The 16857-nt window shown below is 51.3% G+C and carries 15 protein-coding genes; 11 read left to right on the top strand and 4 right to left on the bottom strand.

Going from position 1 to position 16857, the window contains the following annotated elements; all coding sequences use genetic code 11:
• Positions 1–4: 4 nt before the first annotated feature.
• A complete protein-coding gene (locus ABD949_RS24225) occupies positions 5–1366 on the bottom strand; it encodes a DUF1800 domain-containing protein (RefSeq protein ID WP_345247869.1) in 1362 nt (453 codons plus the stop codon).
• A 260-nt stretch (positions 1367–1626) separates the two neighbouring features.
• On the bottom strand, positions 1627–2667 hold the full coding sequence (locus ABD949_RS24220; protein WP_345247867.1) for a LacI family DNA-binding transcriptional regulator: 1041 nt from the start codon (positions 2665–2667) through the stop codon (positions 1627–1629).
• A gap of 381 nt (positions 2668–3048) precedes the next feature.
• Here ABD949_RS24220 and ABD949_RS24215 point away from each other — a divergent pair, with 381 nt between their 5' ends.
• Together ABD949_RS24215 and ABD949_RS24210 are read left to right on the top strand one after the other, a co-directional pair.
• Positions 3049–3252, top strand: a complete 204-nt coding sequence (locus ABD949_RS24215; protein ID WP_345247865.1) for a hypothetical protein — start codon at positions 3049–3051, stop codon at positions 3250–3252.
• Positions 3253–3275: 23 nt separating this feature from the next.
• Positions 3276–3581 (top strand): hypothetical protein, encoded by a 306-nt coding sequence (locus ABD949_RS24210; RefSeq protein ID WP_345247863.1) that lies wholly within the window; start codon positions 3276–3278, stop codon positions 3579–3581.
• 16 nt (positions 3582–3597) lie between these two features.
• Here the strand turns inward: ABD949_RS24210 and ABD949_RS24205 are convergent, their stop codons facing one another.
• On the bottom strand, positions 3598–5289 hold the full coding sequence (locus tag ABD949_RS24205) for a glycosyltransferase family protein (RefSeq protein WP_345247861.1): 1692 nt from the start codon (positions 5287–5289) through the stop codon (positions 3598–3600).
• A 1165-nt stretch (positions 5290–6454) separates the two neighbouring features.
• On the opposite strand from ABD949_RS24205, the gene ABD949_RS24200 reads away from it, so the two are divergent.
• From ABD949_RS24200 to ABD949_RS30870, 6 genes are all read left to right on the top strand, one after another.
• Positions 6455–8122, top strand: a complete 1668-nt coding sequence (locus ABD949_RS24200; RefSeq protein WP_345248194.1) for a ribulokinase — start codon at positions 6455–6457, stop codon at positions 8120–8122.
• A gap of 35 nt (positions 8123–8157) precedes the next feature.
• The gene (gene araA / locus ABD949_RS24195) at positions 8158–9648 is read left to right on the top strand and encodes an L-arabinose isomerase (protein WP_345247859.1); all 1491 of its coding nucleotides are present in this window, start codon (positions 8158–8160) and stop codon (positions 9646–9648) included.
• A gap of 77 nt (positions 9649–9725) precedes the next feature.
• The gene (locus tag ABD949_RS24190; protein ID WP_345247857.1) at positions 9726–10424 is read left to right on the top strand and encodes an L-ribulose-5-phosphate 4-epimerase; all 699 of its coding nucleotides are present in this window, start codon (positions 9726–9728) and stop codon (positions 10422–10424) included.
• 20 nt (positions 10425–10444) lie between these two features.
• A complete protein-coding gene (locus ABD949_RS24185; protein WP_345247855.1) occupies positions 10445–11590 on the top strand; it encodes an aldose epimerase family protein in 1146 nt (381 codons plus the stop codon).
• Between the two features lie 164 nt (positions 11591–11754).
• Positions 11755–12486 carry a hypothetical protein gene (locus ABD949_RS24180; protein ID WP_345247853.1) on the top strand — a complete coding sequence of 244 codons (732 nt, stop codon included), beginning with the start codon at positions 11755–11757 and terminating at the stop codon, positions 12484–12486.
• 66 nt (positions 12487–12552) lie between these two features.
• Positions 12553–12639, top strand: a complete 87-nt coding sequence (locus tag ABD949_RS30870; protein ID WP_425576807.1) for a CBS domain-containing protein — start codon at positions 12553–12555, stop codon at positions 12637–12639.
• Positions 12640–12700: 61 nt separating this feature from the next.
• Here the strand turns inward: ABD949_RS30870 and ABD949_RS24175 are convergent, their stop codons facing one another.
• Positions 12701–14392, bottom strand: a complete 1692-nt coding sequence (locus ABD949_RS24175) for a serine hydrolase (protein WP_345247851.1) — start codon at positions 14390–14392, stop codon at positions 12701–12703.
• A gap of 175 nt (positions 14393–14567) precedes the next feature.
• On the opposite strand from ABD949_RS24175, the gene ABD949_RS24170 reads away from it, so the two are divergent.
• The 3 genes from ABD949_RS24170 (at position 14568) to ABD949_RS24160 (ending at position 16838) form a co-directional block, all read left to right on the top strand.
• Positions 14568–15092, top strand: a complete 525-nt coding sequence (locus ABD949_RS24170) for a GAF domain-containing protein (protein ID WP_345247849.1) — start codon at positions 14568–14570, stop codon at positions 15090–15092.
• A 32-nt stretch (positions 15093–15124) separates the two neighbouring features.
• Positions 15125–15514 carry an SMU1112c/YaeR family gloxylase I-like metalloprotein gene (gloA2, locus tag ABD949_RS24165; RefSeq protein ID WP_345247847.1) on the top strand — a complete coding sequence of 130 codons (390 nt, stop codon included), beginning with the start codon at positions 15125–15127 and terminating at the stop codon, positions 15512–15514.
• 103 nt (positions 15515–15617) lie between these two features.
• Positions 15618–16838, top strand: a complete 1221-nt coding sequence (locus ABD949_RS24160) for a PQQ-dependent sugar dehydrogenase (protein ID WP_345247845.1) — start codon at positions 15618–15620, stop codon at positions 16836–16838.
• Positions 16839–16857 lie beyond the last annotated feature (19 nt).

The following is a 16857-nucleotide window of genomic DNA, read 5'->3' as shown; positions in this document are numbered from 1 at the left end:
GAGATTAGCATAGTTGAAACTCCGGCTGGCGCATGACCGTCCGCAAAAATTTCTGGATACGGACGTCGGCCATGGGGGTGTTGGTTGACCAGTTTTCGCTGATGGTCCCATCGAGGAGGGTGTCGAGCAGAAACTCCCGTTTTTTAGGGGCAATCGGGTAGGCAAGCAGGTAGTCCGTTACGTCCCTGACAAACAGCTCCGCTTTCTCCGAACTGGGGTAGCTCCGGGCGTAGGTCAGCGCGTCGATGGAAAACGGCAGCCGCTGGCCATTCAGTCGACGGCCATTGATAACCGAGTCCGTAAAGCTGCCCCTCAGTGGGAGGGTACTAGAGCTAATCCAATCGCGCTGCCCAATCCAGCCCTGCACAGTGGGCGGGTTAAAGAGCTGCTGCTGCAGGGTGCGGCTGGCTTCAGTTACATACCCCCAATCGGGGTTGGTGATGCTGAGTGCCTTCAGGGTGCCAATCAGCAATTCGACAGGAGATTTTATTTTAGCACCCCGGTAATCGGTCCGGTAAAACTCATCCGACGTCAGCAAAAACTGCAGGACCGGCTTCAACTCATAATCAGCTTGCCTAAACACCGCTGCCATTTCGCTGACAAAGGCACCGTTGGGTTTGTAGTACACAAACTCTTTGTAGAGCTTCTGACAGATGAAATTGGCCAGAATGTCTTTTGTAAACAGAATATCGATAATGTCGGTGTAGGTAAAGTTGCCGGTTTTGCCCAGAAACGTCTTGTTAGTATTGGCAAACCCATTCTGGTTGAATACCGCTTTGAGCCCATCTACCCGCCAGCCGGTCAGGGCCAGGGCGGCCTGCTTAATATCATCCTCGGTGTAATTGCCGATGCCCACTGTAAAGAGCTCCATCAGTTCCCTGGCAAAGTTCTCGTTAGGCGCGTTGCGGTTATTCTGCCGGCCATCCAGATAGATGAGCATCGCCGGATCAATGGTAACGTCTTTGGTAAATTGCTTGAAATTGCCGAAAGCGTATTTCCGGAACAGCATATTCTGCTGGTACATATGTTGCGGAAAATTCACCTTTTCGCGGTCAGACGTAAAGTGGTTGTGCCAGAACAGCACCATTTTCTCCCGCATGTGTGTTTGTTCCGTCAGCATACGCTGGAGCCACCAAAAGGTCAGGTCCCGGTAGCGGGTTCCGTCTACCGTGCCGTTATTAGCTACAGGGGCTTCGGCCACCCAGGTTCCGGGTGGGTCGGGGAGGGATTTATCAGCCAGCAATTCCTTACTGACAAAATCGGTGGCCGTGCTGTACGACAGGGCTTTGTCCAAATCGCCCCGTGTATAGCCAAACAGACAACGCGTCAGCAGGTGACGGGCGTTTTCAAAATTCCAGGCAGACATCTCTGTGATGATTGATTAGTACTGTCAACCGCTACGAATTTGCATTCAATTTAGCAATTGTTACCGCGTGCGGTAGTACTTTGCTGGTTTTATTTTTTACCGGGAAAATTTTGTATTCTAGGTAGAGGATAACGTGCAGAGATCTATTTAAACCGAAGAAAGTTTGGATAAAATTTATCAGCCTTTCTTTACCACCAATCCTACCGGGCAGGGGACAGGTCTGGACTTGTCGCTAAGCTACGACATTGTTGCAAAGGCGATTACCGGCCGTGAACAAGCTTTGATACCATCTGAGACGTTGATTCTCTGACAACCAGCTCAGCCTGAAGGTTGACTTGTGTAATTTTGTTGGTCTTGTCGATGGTTTCGAGCAGAATCCGGGTTGCCTGTTGGCCGATCTCCCGCAGGGGCTGCCGGATGTGCGTGATCGGCGTGTAGAACAGATCAAGGGCATCGGTTTCGTCAAAGCAGACGATAGCCAGATCATCGGGGATGCGGAGCCGCAGTGACTGAAGGTATTTGAGGCCGTGAAGGGCTACCGTGTTGTTGGTAAAGAGCAGAGCCTCCACCGGCTGAGGGCCGGCCAGCAAATCGTCGGTCGCTCGTTCGATTTCAGGTTTCAGAATATCAGGAGATATCTCTTTGAGCCAGTGTTTGTGGAAGGTGAGGTTTCGGTCTTTTAACGCGGCCAGGTAACCCCGTTTCCGCTCGTTCATGTGATAAAGGGAGGACTGTAACGTAACCAGACCGATGCGCCGGTAGCCCCTGTCGATCAGGTGATCGACGGCAGCGTATACTGCCGCGCAGTTGTCGAGCGCGACATAACTGGTCTTGAGATCCGGAAAATACCGGTCGATCAGCACGAACGGAACATGGTGCCGCTGCAGGTCGGCAATTTGTGAGGCGGCACCGTCGGGTGGGGCAATGATCAGGCCGTCGACCTGCCGTTTGAGCAGGGTATCAATAAGCTTCCGGGACTTCTGCGGGTTTTCATCCGAACTGCCGAAGATGACAGTGTAATTATGCCGGTCGGCTTCATCCTCGATAATCCGGGCCAGGCTGGACGAAAAAGGGTTAGCAATATCGGCTACGATCAGGCCAAGCGTAAAGGTTTTTTTAGTTTTCAGGCTTTTGGCAATCTGGTTGGTGCGGTAGTTCAGTTCCTGAGCTACATCCCGGATTTTCTGAGCCACATCCTTTCTGATCCGGTTTTCTTTCTGGTTGTTCAACACGTAGGAAACCAGCGTGGTGGAAACCCCAACCCGCTGCGCAATGTCCTTCAGGGAAACTTTCTTGTTCATGAGAAAGAGAATTAGATGAAGCTCATAAATGCTTTACTCATTTCGCTCTCAAAAGGTTTGGAATACCAGCCAAGACTATAGCCTGCCATGCTTTAATCAAATTTACAAGACTTTTTTTGCATTATCCTAATGCCAACAGGGGTGAATTTAAGGAAAATGACGGGTAAAGTCGGATTTTGTTGAAACGATTAAACAAATCCGAAAAATGTAGTGTTAACCCGGTAACCGTTTATTAATCAATACATTTTACCCGGTGCAGGTGAATACCCTGCGCTGTTTTTGCTCAGACCAGGCGGTCCGGCGGACCTAATCAGACAGGTGTAATTAATTGGCCGACCATAAAAAGGCTGCCCTAAGCAAAAGACATTAAATTTGAATCCAATGAATACATTACAACATCATATAGCTTCTATACAGCAACAAATCGCTTATCTGACCGAAACCTTATCGTTTATCAGGCAGCAGGTCGAAAGCAAAGGATTAAAAGAGTATAATACAGAGGAACCCGAAAGTGAGATAGGCATCAACCGGTATCGAAAACTGCATGGCAGAGGATGGCATTACAGCCAGGGCTATACCTCGTAATATCACAGCCACTCCCAATATCCATGAAACGTTTTTCGGTAGTGTACCGGCTCAAGGAGCAGTACTACCATATCCCATGCTCTACCTACATCAAAGCTACGATGCTCCTGCGAAAAGCGCATAGCACCCCGTTTGGAAAGCCTGTTGGTATCTACGATGCCAAAACAGAACTGTTTCAGTGGGGGCCTTTGCAACAGCATCTCTACAATACCCTGAGCCTCGGCGAACAGGGGCGGCAGGGTAGTGCCATTATCAATCAGGTGCAGGTATTGCGCCAGCAGGACGAACGGCTCGCCCGTCCTGACGAAATACCGCTCGGGTTGTATTAAGGTCAAACGGTCACTTTTAATATAAATAAAGGCTATTTTGGGGCGTTTTGAGCTTAACTAATGCCAGATTCTCTGAGCCATAAATTGTATCAATAGCTTTTTCAGGAAGTTGATCTGCTAATAGCTTTAGATCATCTGTAAGGATATACTCATATTTCCAGTCTTTCCGGGCGTTTTTCAGTAAGGCATACTTTCTTTTATACCGTATGTAATGCATATCTACTTTACCAGAGGAGTTATACTGAAAGGCACTCCAGAAGTGGTAAAAGCCAACTTCATGCTTAAAGAAAACGCCAATTCTGGATGCTCTCTCCGGAAAATACTGAATTGATTTTAATTTAAAGTAGTCTGCCAGGTGGCTTTGAAATGTGAGCTTCAGCCGATCATCGTTAAAAATGTTCCGGTCTCTTTCTTCTCCGTAATAGCCTAACTTGTCAAGTTTGTAAAAAACCAGAGATCGTTGACTGTAATCCAGGTTTTTATGCAGCAAAGGATAAACTTTTTCCGACCGATTGATAGCGTAGTATTTCCCGACCTCCCGTTGATACGTTATAATATTATTAGAGTCTGAGATTGTAATGTCTCTTGGAATATGGTTAAATGTCTTTTTGAAAATATATTTAAACGAAATAATATTTTTACTTGGGTTTCCGTATATGATTGGAATTACGGTAAGTAGCAAAAAGCAGGAAAGCAGGTAATCCGCATTTTTAAAAACCCTGGTAAAGGTATAGCTAATTGCCAATGATAGCATAGCGAAAAAAGGCATCTGGGTGCGTGAACTCCAGAATTGAAATTTTAATAAAAAGCTTGATAAAATAAAGCCCGTAATAGCTAATGCTATAAGTAAAAGTATTTGGTAATTTCGTGCTTTGGTCAGCAATAGAGGAAGGACCAGTATAAATAAGTAGAAATGAAAAGAGTTTGGTGCCATATCCTCCTGGATTGAAAACCGGGTATAGTACCTGTCCAGACTAGTGGAAGGGTCATGAAGAGGAACATTGATGGTTTTATGAAAGGAAGCTATTAAAGAGTCTACTTTAACATTATAGTTATTATAAGGAAGACCGAGGTGCAAGCCTATATTTTTAACGACATTAGATAGTGTACCACCAACTGAATGTCTCTCAACCGGAATGCTTTCAGTGTATAGTTCAGAATTTTTTATCGGACTTAGAACAGAGTCAAACAACTCAAGGTTTCTATAGAAGAACGGAGAGAATACCAACGCTAAAATTAAAATGGCAACGACAGTCAGTTGCAGAAATTGCTTAATTGAGTACCTTATTAAAACACTGATACCGAAATATATACTAAAGGGTAAGGCATAAAGCAAAGCTGAGTATTTTGTGAAACCAGCAAATGCAAGCGATAGCAAGCAAAACAAGGTGGCCTCACGACTGCCTGTATGAATCATTCTATACCCAAATAGCAGAAAGCATAGAAAAAAGTAGCAGGTTATATAATCAACCTGAGTCGTTGTACTCTCAAAAATACCGATTGGCAGGCAAAATAATAAGACGGCAGCCAGTAACTGATAGCGATACGAAAAGTTAAAATGCTTTCCCAGTAATGAGATCGCAGCGAGGGAGCCTATCATTGCACCGAATTGAAACAAACTGGCAAATGTGTCATACTGCGTTAGTAGAAAGCTATGTAGCATCAAATACTCACCAAATGCATTGTGATATAACTGCTGAACATGCATGGTCGGAAAATGCCCAACGTTTTGGTTTAGAAACCATTCCAATACCCTGTGCAAATGATAATTATTTGAGTCGAAGTTGTTGGGCGGAACAAAAACTGTTAAAAATAAGAGCGGTAGAATAAAGAATATGACTATTATATATATAAGAATTCTTCGCTTTGCTGTTAATGGGCGAAGTTGAATAACATTCAGAAACGCTCGAAGGGTTACATTTACAGTAGTAGTCGAATAGGTCTTGGTAAGGTAAAAAAGAAACACTCCATTGACCAGGGCCCAGAACAGAGTGGCTGTAAGTGGGGTGATCAGATTAAAATGAGTAAGAGTTTCATTGTAAACAAAGATTAATAAGCTATTTATAAGCAAAGTGTATAGAAAAGCGTACCGAATGGCTGTGTACGGTGAAAATCTTCTTAGATTAACAGTGAATAAAATAAAAACCAGTAAAGCTACGGACGTAACAAGTAGAAGATATGCCATAGAAACTTAACGGTATAAAATTAAATTTTTTTATGAGAGGAGGGTATCTGTGTAAATGTAGCATTTTTTTGTTTTATGGATACTTTGTCTTAATATAATGTAAAGATTTTTGCATAAAAATTGTTATTGTCCGATGTTGCCTGACGTTTGCTTATCTCTTCGAACATCTGGCTGCTGGTCCTGTTCTTTGGCCAATATGTAGTTGGAAGAATTTTTCCGTATCTGCCGACTGCCTGGCATCAGCGACTTACAGTTGATGACGTAATGACCGGTTCTAAATGATCATGTAAAAATCGGCCTACCAGAGCAGATTGCTTTCTGATTGTTCTACCTGTCTGATAGCAGGCTATCAGATTTGGGAGTAATTTGTTGGGGTGATAAATTCTAAATCGCGGCCGCCCGGAGGTCGTTTTCGGCGACTTGGTATTGGGCTTCTGTCTTAAGTCGATATACGTTCAAATTCGTAATACTGCTTTTTTAGCGGCCTGGGCTAGGCGAAAGAGATACGCGCAGCAGCGAATCAGAAAAAAATAGGGCTGTCTGTTTCATACAGGGGCTGAATAATGGGTGAGTTAAGAGAAATGGAAACCTTTACCTCATACTAAAATCACTGTGGGCCCAAAACTCATTACATTTGTCCCCAAATGAGCGGTTGCCGCTTATCGGCACCCTAATCCTTACCTCATCCATGACGAATCAGTATGTAATCGGCGTTGACTACGGCACCGACTCGGTAAGAGCCCTGCTGGTGAATGCTCATACCGGCGAAATAGCTGGCACGCACGTATACGAATACACCCGCTGGAAACAGGGATTATACTGCAACCCGAACCAGTCGCAGTTCCGGCAGCACCCGCTGGATTACCTGGAAGGACTGGAGCAATCCATAACCGGAGCCCTGGCCCAGGCACCGGTTGCAGTTCGCCAACAGGTAAAAGCGATCTCGGTAGATACCACCGGCTCTACTCCTGTAGCGGTGGATGAGCGCGGAACCCCCCTGGCGCTGCTGCCAGGGTTTGAAGATAATCCGAACGGGATGTTTATCCTGTGGAAAGACCACACAGCTAATGCCGAAGCGGAGGAAATCAACGCCCTTGCACACCGCTGGGATACCGATTTTACTAAATATGTCGGCCGTGTCTACTCTTCTGAATGGTTCTGGGCCAAGATCCTGCACACGCTGCGTGTCGATGCCGCCGTGCAGGAGAAAGCCTATTCGTGGATGGAGCACTGCGACTGGATTTCGGCCGTGCTGACGGGAAATACCACTCCCGGTACCATCAAGCGCTCCCGCTGTGCCGCCGGGCATAAGGCCATGTGGCATGAAGAATTTGAAGGACTCCCCTCCGAAGAGTTCCTGAAGGCGCTTGACCCGCGGCTGGCGGGGTTGCGGGAGCGGCTTTACCGCAATACGTTTACGTCTGACGAGGCTATGGGTACGATCTCGACGGAATGGGCTGAAAAACTGGGCCTGCCTGCCGATGTGACCATCGGGGTGGGAGCCTTCGATGCGCATATGGGAGCCGTAGGAGCGGAGATTACGCCGTATACCTTTGTCCGGGTGATGGGTACGTCGACCTGCGATATGCTGCTGGCCCCCACCGAAGAAATTGGTCACCTGCTGATTCGCGGCATCTGTGGGCAAGTAGATGGCTCCATTATTCCCGATATGCTGGGGATGGAAGCCGGTCAGTCGGCGTTTGGTGATGTATATGCCTGGTTTCAGCGGGTCATTACGGAGCCGGTACGCGACCTACTGGGTAACGAAGCCGCTAATGAACTGGCGAAGAATCTCATCCCGCATCTGGCTGAAAAAGCTGCCCAACTGCCGGTTACGGAAAATGATCCGGTAGCGGTAGACTGGTTCAACGGACGTCGGACGCCGGATGCCAACCATACCCTGAAAGGGGCTATAACCGGCCTGAACCTCGGCAGCGATGCTCCCCGTATTTTCAAGGCCCTGGTGGAGGCTACTGCTTTCGGCTCCAAAGCCATAGTCGACCGCTTTCTGGGTGAGGGGGTACCCATCAAACAGGTAATCGCTATCGGAGGGGTAGCCAAAAAATCGGCGTTTGTGATGCAGACGCTGGCCGACGTGCTCCAAATGCCTATCAAAATTGCCAGTTCCGATCAGGCCTGTGCGCTCGGAGCCGCTATGTGTGCGGCTGTAGCCGCCGGCATTCACCCTGATATGGCGACTGCCCAGGCGGCTATGGGTTCCGGCTTCGACGCGAGCTACGAACCCCGGACGGACGTATCCGTTGTATACCAGAAACTCTATCAGAAATACCAGCAGCTCGGCAGCTTTATCGAAGCCGCCACCTCCCAGCATACTCCTGTTGCCGAAGCCGTTTAACCACACGTAATCATTGTTCTTATTCATTCTAACGAATGCTCGATCTTAACCAATTCGAAATCTGGTTTGTCACCGGCAGCCAGCACCTTTATGGTGAAGAAACCCTGCGGCAGGTGGCCGAACACTCCACCATTATCGCTGACGCTTTTGCCACCGCAGCACAAATACCGGTGCGGGTGGTGTTTAAGCCCGTTGTGAAAACGCCCGACGAAATATATGCACTCTGTCAGGAAGCCAACGTGTCTCCTGAATGCGTGGGCGTGATTACCTGGATGCATACCTTCTCGCCCGCCAAAATGTGGATTCGGGGCCTGACCGTGCTGAAGAAGCCGATTCTGCACCTGCACACGCAGTTTAACCGCGATATTCCGTGGGACGACATTGACATGGATTTCATGAACCTGAACCAGTCGGCGCACGGTGACCGGGAGTTTGGCTTCATGATGTCGCGGATGCGCCTGAACCGTAAAGTCGTGGTGGGACACTGGCAGCAGCCCGATGTCCTGGAAACGATTGGCTTATGGACGCGGGTAGCCGTGGCCGCCCACGACATGAAAACCATGAAAGTGGTACGTTTTGGCGACAACATGCGCCAGGTGGCGGTAACGGATGGGGATAAAGTGGCGGCCGAAATGACCTTTGGGGTATCGGTCAACACCCACGGCATCGGCGATCTGGTGGCGGTAGTCAATCAGGTAACGGATACGGAGGTAGACCGGCTGGTGCAGGAGTACGCCGATACTTATACCCTGATGGATTCCCTTCGGAAAGGCGGTGCGCAGCACAACTCGCTCCGGGAAGCGGCTAAGATTGAGATCGGTTTACGGGCTTTTTTACAGGATGGTAACTTCAGCGCCTTCAGTGATACATTTGAAGACCTGCACGGCATGGCCCAACTACCGGGAATTGGGGCTCAGCGGTTGATGGCCGATGGGTATGGTTTCGCGGGGGAAGGCGACTGGAAGACGGCCGCTATGGTACGTACGTTGAAAGTGATGGCAGCCGGACTGCCCGGCGGTAACTCCTTCATGGAAGATTACACGTACCATTTCAACCCTGCCAGTCCGCTCGTTCTCGGTTCGCATATGCTTGAAATCTGCCCGACTATTGCCGCCGGTAAACCTTCCTGCGAAGTGCACCCACTGGGCATCGGTGGCAAAGCTGATCCGGTGCGACTGGTGTTCAATGCCCCGGCTGGCCCCGCCATCAATGTGTCGCTGATCGACATGGGGAACCGGTTCCGGCTGCTGGTCAACGAAGTAGAAGCTGTGGAGGTAACCGAAGCGTTGCCGAAACTACCCGTAGCCCGCGCCTTGTGGAAACCTATGCCGGATATGGCCACCGGTTGTGCCGCCTGGATTTTGGCCGGGGGCGCCCACCATACCGTCTACAGCCAGAACCTAACCACGGAATCCATCGAAGATTTTGCGGAAATATTCGGTGTAGAGTTGGTGGTCATTGATAAAAATACCAATCTTCGCCAGCTCAAAAACGAACTGCGGTGGAGCGAAGCCGCCTACCGGTAGAGCCGCAAACCGGGTTGCCGGCGCGATTGTTCGCCGGGTCTGATCAACCAATTAACCACTGAACCAGTCAACCACCCATGTACGCAACGCTCAGAGACGAGTGCTACGAAGCTAACATGCAACTGCCGAAGCTCGGGCTGGTGCTGTTTACTTTCGGCAACGTCAGCGCCGTCGACCGCGACAAAGCCGTGTTTGCCATCAAACCGAGTGGAGTACCCTACGACCGCCTTAAGCCGGAGGACATCGTCATTATGGATTATGACGCGAAGGTAGTGGATGGTACCATGCGGCCGTCGTCAGATACCAAGACGCACGCCCTGCTCTACAAGACCTGGGCGGATATTGGCGGTATCACCCACACCCACAGCACCTATGCCGTAGCCTGGGCGCAGGCGGGGCTGGATATTCCCATCTTCGGAACTACCCACGCCGATCACACGCATCAGGATATTCCCTGTGCTCCCGTGCTGACAGACGCCATGATTGAGGGGGATTACGAGCACGAAACCGGCAACCAGATTTTCGACTTCTTTCGAGAAAAGGGTCTTTCCCATCAGGAGGTGGAGATGGTCCTGCTGCAAAACCACGGGCCGTTTACCTGGGGGAAAACCGCAGAAAAATCGGTATACAATGCAGCCGTCCTGGAAGAAGTTGCCCGCATGGCTTACCTGACTTTGCAGATAAACCCTGATACACCCCGCATCAAAGATACCCTCCGGATGAAGCACTACGAGCGGAAGCACGGCAGCAATGCTTATTACGGACAAGGATGTTAATGTCTTACAAACCCAAACCCATGCGTACTCTTACACTAACCTTTTTATCATCCCTGCTCGGAGTAGCCCTGCTGAATTCGTGCGGCTCAAATCAGGAAAACAAGCAGAAAGCTATGATTGAAAAAAGCGCGTTTGGCACAACCGCCGATGGACAGGCTGCAGACCTCTATACGCTCCGGAATGCGGAAGGAATGGAAGCCAGAATCACTAATTTTGGCGGTGTGATCGTCTCGCTGACCGCCCCGGATAGAAATGGAAATTATCAGGACGTTACCCTCGGCTTCGATTCGCTGGCATCCTATGAAAAAGGCAGCCCATACTTCGGCTCGCTGATCGGTCGCTACGGCAACCGTATCGCCAAAGGACGCTTTACCCTCGACGGCAAACAGTATACCCTCGCCACCAACAACATGGGCAACCACCTGCACGGGGGCATTAAAGGCTTCGATAAGGTAATATGGAACGCCCAGCCTATAGAAGGGGAGGAGCCCGCCCTGAAACTGACATACACCTCAAAGGACGGCGAAGAAGGATATCCGGGTAATCTGGCGGTTGAAGTGACCTACACGCTTCAGAAAGATAACTCGCTGAAAATTGACTACAAAGCTACTACCGACAAGCCTACGGTCGTTAACCTGACCAACCATAGTTATTTCAACCTGGCCGGAAAGGGCGATATTCTCGGTCACGAACTGACCCTCAACGCTGATCGTTTTCTGCCGGTTGACCAGACGCTGATCCCGACGGGTGAACTGAAGCCGGTGGCCGGCACTGTATTTGACTTTACCAAATCGACGCCCATGGGGGCCCGCATCAATGACTCCACAGATACGCAAATCAAATACGGTCTGGGCTATGACCATGCCTGGGTATTCAGCGATACCAGCAATACGCTCAAACAGGTAGCTACCGTGTACGAACCTACCACCGGCCGCGTCATGGAGGTTTCGACCACCGAACCGGCCATTCAGTTCTACACGGGTAATTTCCTGGATGGTACCCTAACGGGCAAAGGCGGGGTGACCTACGCCAAACGGACCGGCTTCTGCCTCGAAACCGAGCACTATCCCGATTCGCCGAACCTGCCAAAGTTTCCGTCAACGACACTGCGGCCGGGCGAAACCTACCAGAGTACAACCATCTATACCTTTTCGGCGCGGAAATAACACCTGTCAATCCAGATTGACCAGCCGGGGGGCGGCCGTTTATCCGGCGACCCTCCGGTTTAACATTTTATAACTTTTCAGCCCTGATTCGCGCTTCGTATGTTTGGCGGTAACTGCTACTTTTGCGGTCAAAATAGTTCTTGGTCTCCGGGCGTTACATCATCATGCGGCTACTGATTGCACTGCTTTTTATTTCCTGTTCGCTTTTGGCCCAAACGCCGGGCAACTCCTCCGGTACGTCGTCCGGCACGCCAACCCCGAAATTCATCCTGGGCAAAGTACTGGATCAGGAGACGGGCGCGCCTGTCGATAATGGGAGTGTGATCAACAAGCGGTCGCAGGCGGTAGGCCGGACGAACCAGACGGGGGCATTCTATCTCCAGGTAAAACCGGGCGATTCGGTCATCGTCACCAGTCCCAGCCACGGTCGGGCGGGTATCAAATGGGATGGCGTAACGCCCAGTCCGGTCATAAAAATGCAGCGGCAGTACAGTGGCATCACCCTCGCCGAAGTCACCGTCACCGCCAAACGCGAGGCTGAAATTCGTCGGGAATTGGAAGTCCTACTCCGGGAGCCCGAAGCCCGCCGAAATCTCTCCGCCGAAGAAATTGTGGGGCTGGCTCAATCGCCGGTGACGCTGCTATACGAACTGTTCAGCCGACAGGCTAAAGCCAACCGGAAAGCAGCTGTGATTGCCCAGGAACATCGGCGGCATATGCTGGCCGGTTACCGGATGGGCCTGATTGCCGGCCGGGCCACCGACCTGAAAGGGGATGACCTAGAACGGTTTATCGATTACACCAACTTCAGTGATGAGTTCATTCTGTTTTCGTCGGAATACGACCTTACCTTCGCCGTGCTCCAGCGCTACAAACAATACCAGAGCCGACGGTAACGTTGGGATCTGCGCGAACAACATTTGTTGATGAAAAGCAAATGGTAATCTGATTGTTCTCATGGAATGAAGCGGTTCGTAGTGGATGAAGGGAAACTCGTCGGCATTGTTACCACCACCGATATCATTCGGTACCTGCTGGAGCAATATTAAAACCAGGTAACTTTGCCGGGCTTCCAGATGAAATCAAAATTCGTCTGGAAGCGCGATTTCTTTACTGCACCACCAATACCGAGTTCTCGTTGCCCTGTTCGTCCCGCTGGCGGTTAGGATTTGCCGGATCATTGATCCACTTGCCGTCTACAAAAATCTTATAGGTATAGGTACCGGGTTTCAGGTCCAGCGAGCACTCCCAGGCCGTGTTTTTGCGGGTAAAGAAGGTGTGCAGATTATTCCAGTCGTTAAAACTGCCTGCCAGCGTTACCAGCCTGGCGTTCGGGTAATCCTTCAGAACAAGCCGGATCGGTCCCTGCTGGCTCCGGGCGTTGGTTAATCCGCTCAGCGTCTGTCGAAGCCTTTCGTTATCCGGTTTCAGGTCCAGGGCTTTTTTGAGATACTCAACTGCCCTGGGCTGGTCGCCGGAGCGTAACAAAGCATACGCGTAGGAAGCGTTTACAGTGGCCGATCGGGGGTACGCCTTCAGGGTGTGTTCCAATACCGCCAGGGCCTCCGGAACGCGTCCGATGCGGAGCAGCTGGTTACCCACCCAATTCATATTGTCTTCCGGAATTGTAGTCACCCCGGCGTCATTCCGGAAGGGTTCCAAGGCGGTCGGCACGCCTTTCTTTAACACCGCATTGGCAAACAGATTACCTGGTGTTTTGTATGAGTCATAGCCGAGAAAGCTGAACAACGGGTGCTGACCACCCAGCAGGCCGGGAATCAATTCGCGGGCAAGGCTCAGCCCATTGAAACTATTCGTAAACAGAATGACCGCTTTCTGCTGCGCCTGGTTAGCCCCCACAAAGCACCGGAACGTGCCATTGTCGCCCCAGTGCCAGAAGTAATCGCCCGATGGTGTCTTTTCCAGGCCAAACCCCAGCCCCCAGAAAAGATCAGGGGCCAGTGTGGTATCTCCGCTGAACCGCTTCGGCAACTGACTCTGGGGGGATAACATCCGGCCGACCGTGGTCGGCGACAGGCCTTTGCTCTGCATAATGGCCAGCATAAAGCGGGCGTAGTCCTCGGCTGTCGTCTGGAGCGAATAGGCTGTATTGGCCTGCGTCGGTTTTCGTTTGGTGTCGGCAATACCAAAATTGTCGTGCGGGTAAGCGAAATCGGTATCCATCTGCGGCTGCCAGACATACCCGCTGCGGGTCATTTGCAACGGCCGGAACACCCGCTGGCTGATAAATTCATTGATTTGCTGACCGCTGATTGTTTCAATAACCTTCTGCAGATACACAAACCCTTCGCCGGAATAGCCGAAGCGCTTACCCGGTTCCCAGCGGATCGAGAGCGGCCGGGAGCCGCGCCAGTTTGGGAAGCCGGTGGTGTGGCTAAGCACCATGCGGGCGGTAATCTGTTTGTACCGCTCGTCGGATTCAATGTCGGGGTAGGGCAGGTACTGGTACAGAGGTTTATCCAGGTCAAATTTGTTTTCCTGAACCAGTTGCAGCACGGCATAGGCAAAGACTGGTTTGCTGAGCGAAGCGGCATCAAACACGGTGGCGGCCGTTACGCGCTGGCTGGAGTCGTTTTTTGTAAGCCCATAGCCCTCGCAGTGGGTCAGCCGGCCTTTCTGAATAATGGCCACCGATGCGCCCGGCACGTTGGCGCTGTCCATTGCCTGCTGAATGCGCCGGCTGAGGCTCATGGTAGTCTGGGCTGAAGCAGGCACAGACGCTACCCAGCACACAAAAATAAGCGCTAAGACCGATGGGCGCAGGATGGAGCTTATAGTCATCGGTTGCAGGGGTTTTGGTAAGGACAGGGTAATCGAACAAGATGTTGCCTGGTTTTGGCTACTAAAAATAACATGAGTCGGGCAGGAACCGATGTCGTACGGTAAAAAAGCTGGTACATTTTACCCGGTCCATAACCTTCCCCATTGCCGGCGGTTGTGTGTAAAAATCAACGTTATGATAGGAACTATTGCTTCACTGGAGCCGCTGTTGAACTCCGACCTGAGTCCCGGAGAGAAATTAAGCCAGATTGTCGGTCAATTGGGGGAGATCCTCCGGGTCGACCGCTGTTTTCTATACGTACGCGACCCGGCAGCCGGCAGAGGCCGCATTGCCTTCTGCTGGCTTCGGGATACCACCATACCTGATGTTTTCCAGCCTTCCTGGCAGGATGACACAACGGATTTGCCTGACGAAGATCCCCTGTTTGCGGCTGCGCTGGCCGGGAAACCGTCGGTGTATGTCGATGATGTAAAAATGGCCGAACCCGATGTGCTGAACCGCGACTTTGAAGACCGGACCTTCGGCCATAGCGCGCTGGTGCATGCCCACATTATGGAAGGGGAGACGCTATGGGGTATTCTGCAGCCGTGCATGTTTGGCAAGCCACGGCACTGGACCGAGCAGGACCGCGCTTTTATCGAACCGCTGCTGCCGAGACTAGCGCCCATCATTCAGTCTTTTGTACGCATGATGTTGTAGCTTGCGGCTCCAATTAATGGGCTTCCCTTGCTATGCTTACCATCAGCCAAATCCACCATATCGCCATTATCTGTTCGGATTACGAGGAGTCGAAACGCTTTTACACCGACGTGTTAGGGCTTACCATACGCCAGGAGGTATACCGGGCCGAGCGGGATTCGTACAAGCTCGATCTGCAACTCAACGGACAGTACGTGATCGAACTGTTCTCGTTCCCTGATCCAGCCCGGCGACCGTCGCGCCCCGAGGCTGCCGGGCTGCGGCATCTGGCGTTTGCCGTGCCGGATGTGGCGGCCGCCAAAGCTGCGCTGGAGCAGCAGGGTATTGCCGTAGAGCCGATCCGCGTGGATGCCTACACCAATCGGAGGTTTACTTTCTTCAGTGACCCGGACGGCCTCCCGCTGGAGCTCTACGAGCACTAAAATTAAATTAAGTAAACCTATAGGATATACAGGAAGTTGGAAGCAGGTACGCACCAGACTACTGGCAGAAAAGCCGGAGGTGCATCACAAATCCATAAGAACGATGAGCGTATTTTTCAGATGGACCCTGCTGCCGGTAATCCTGGGCGTTGTTGCCGGCTGCAACCGGGCGGTAAACGTGGGGCAGCAGCGGCTGATTCCCGAAACAGAGGAACAGCCAACGGCGGCGGCCATAACCGGTCACGTGTTTAAACCCGCGCTTATTCAAGCTACTGAAGAACGAATCCGGCAACTGCGCGTACCGGCCGGGTTTCAGATTACCAAATTTGCCAGTGACGTCGGGAAGCCCCGGATGATTGCCGTCAGTGCAACGGGGCACGTATACGTCACTGACCGGGAGAACGGAAAGGTACTGGTGCTACGGGATACAAACGGCGACGGCAAGGCTGATGAACAGAAAACGCTGGCTACTGTCAAAGATGCGCACGGACTGGCCATTCATAACGGTAAACTGTATCTGGTGACGGTAAACGACTTGTACTCAGCTCCCATGAACCAGGACGGTACGCTGGGCACGATGCAGAAACTGCTGGATGACCTGCCCGATGCCGGGCAGCACCCGAACCGGACCCTGGCGTTTGGCCCCGACGGCAAGCTGTACATTACGGTGGGTAGTACCTGCAACGCCTGTGCGGAACCCAATCCCGAGCATGCCACGATACTGGTTGCCAACCCCGACGGTTCGAACCGGAAGGTATTTGCCAGGGGACTGCGCAACACCATCGGGTTTGGATGGCATCCTGAAACCAAAGCACTGTACGGCCTGGACCACGGCATTGACTGGCTCGGCGACGATGAGCAGCGGGAAGAAGTGAACCAGATTGTGGAGGGCGCTCATTACGGCTGGCCGTATATTTACGGCGACGGCAAGTACAACCCGGCCGACCGGCCCAAAGGCGATACTACCTATCAGCAGTTCCTCCAGAAGACGAAGCTGCCCCTGCTGACTTACGAAGCCCATAGCGCTCCGCTGGGCATGGTTTTTTACACCGGCAACAACTTTCCGGCTGCTTACCGCCATGATGCCTTCGTGGCTATGCGGGGCTCCTGGAACCGCAGTAAGCCGTCGGGTTATAAGGTGGTGCGGCTGCGGTTCGAGAATGGGCGACCGGCCGGATTCGAGGATTTTGTGACGGGTTTTCTGGTCGATAACAACCAGGGGCAGTTCGGCCGGCCGGTGGGTATTGCCGTGTATACCGATGGCTCTCTTCTGTTTTCGGACGACAACAATGGCGTGATTTACCGGGTGGCGTATGTTCGGTAGCGGCAGATAAAATGAAAAA

It is taken from the genome of Nibrella saemangeumensis (assembly GCF_039541915.1).
GTDB classification, from domain to species: domain Bacteria; phylum Bacteroidota; class Bacteroidia; order Cytophagales; family Spirosomataceae; genus Nibrella; species Nibrella saemangeumensis.
This window is presented reverse-complemented; position numbering and strand designations above follow the sequence as displayed.

Bases quoted from the DNA above. Each gene is read 5' to 3' on its own strand.
- ABD949_RS24225 (WP_345247869.1), bottom strand. From the start codon at position 1,366: ATGTCTGCCTGGAATTTTGAAAACGCCCGTCACCTGCTGACGCGTTGT.
- ABD949_RS24220 (WP_345247867.1), bottom strand. From the start codon at position 2,667: ATGAACAAGAAAGTTTCCCTGAAGGACATTGCGCAGCGGGTTGGGGTT.
- ABD949_RS24215 (WP_345247865.1), top strand. From the start codon at position 3,049: ATGAATACATTACAACATCATATAGCTTCTATACAGCAACAAATCGCT.
- ABD949_RS24210 (WP_345247863.1), top strand. From the start codon at position 3,276: ATGAAACGTTTTTCGGTAGTGTACCGGCTCAAGGAGCAGTACTACCAT.
- ABD949_RS24205 (WP_345247861.1), bottom strand. From the start codon at position 5,289: ATGCATGTTCAGCAGTTATATCACAATGCATTTGGTGAGTATTTGATG.
- ABD949_RS24200 (WP_345248194.1), top strand. From the start codon at position 6,455: ATGACGAATCAGTATGTAATCGGCGTTGACTACGGCACCGACTCGGTA.
- araA (WP_345247859.1), top strand. From the start codon at position 8,158: ATGCTCGATCTTAACCAATTCGAAATCTGGTTTGTCACCGGCAGCCAG.
- ABD949_RS24190 (WP_345247857.1), top strand. From the start codon at position 9,726: ATGTACGCAACGCTCAGAGACGAGTGCTACGAAGCTAACATGCAACTG.
- ABD949_RS24185 (WP_345247855.1), top strand. From the start codon at position 10,445: ATGCGTACTCTTACACTAACCTTTTTATCATCCCTGCTCGGAGTAGCC.
- ABD949_RS24180 (WP_345247853.1), top strand. From the start codon at position 11,755: ATGCGGCTACTGATTGCACTGCTTTTTATTTCCTGTTCGCTTTTGGCC.
- ABD949_RS30870 (WP_425576807.1), top strand. From the start codon at position 12,553: ATGAAGCGGTTCGTAGTGGATGAAGGGAAACTCGTCGGCATTGTTACC.
- ABD949_RS24175 (WP_345247851.1), bottom strand. From the start codon at position 14,392: ATGACTATAAGCTCCATCCTGCGCCCATCGGTCTTAGCGCTTATTTTT.
- ABD949_RS24170 (WP_345247849.1), top strand. From the start codon at position 14,568: ATGATAGGAACTATTGCTTCACTGGAGCCGCTGTTGAACTCCGACCTG.
- gloA2 (WP_345247847.1), top strand. From the start codon at position 15,125: ATGCTTACCATCAGCCAAATCCACCATATCGCCATTATCTGTTCGGAT.
- ABD949_RS24160 (WP_345247845.1), top strand. From the start codon at position 15,618: ATGAGCGTATTTTTCAGATGGACCCTGCTGCCGGTAATCCTGGGCGTT.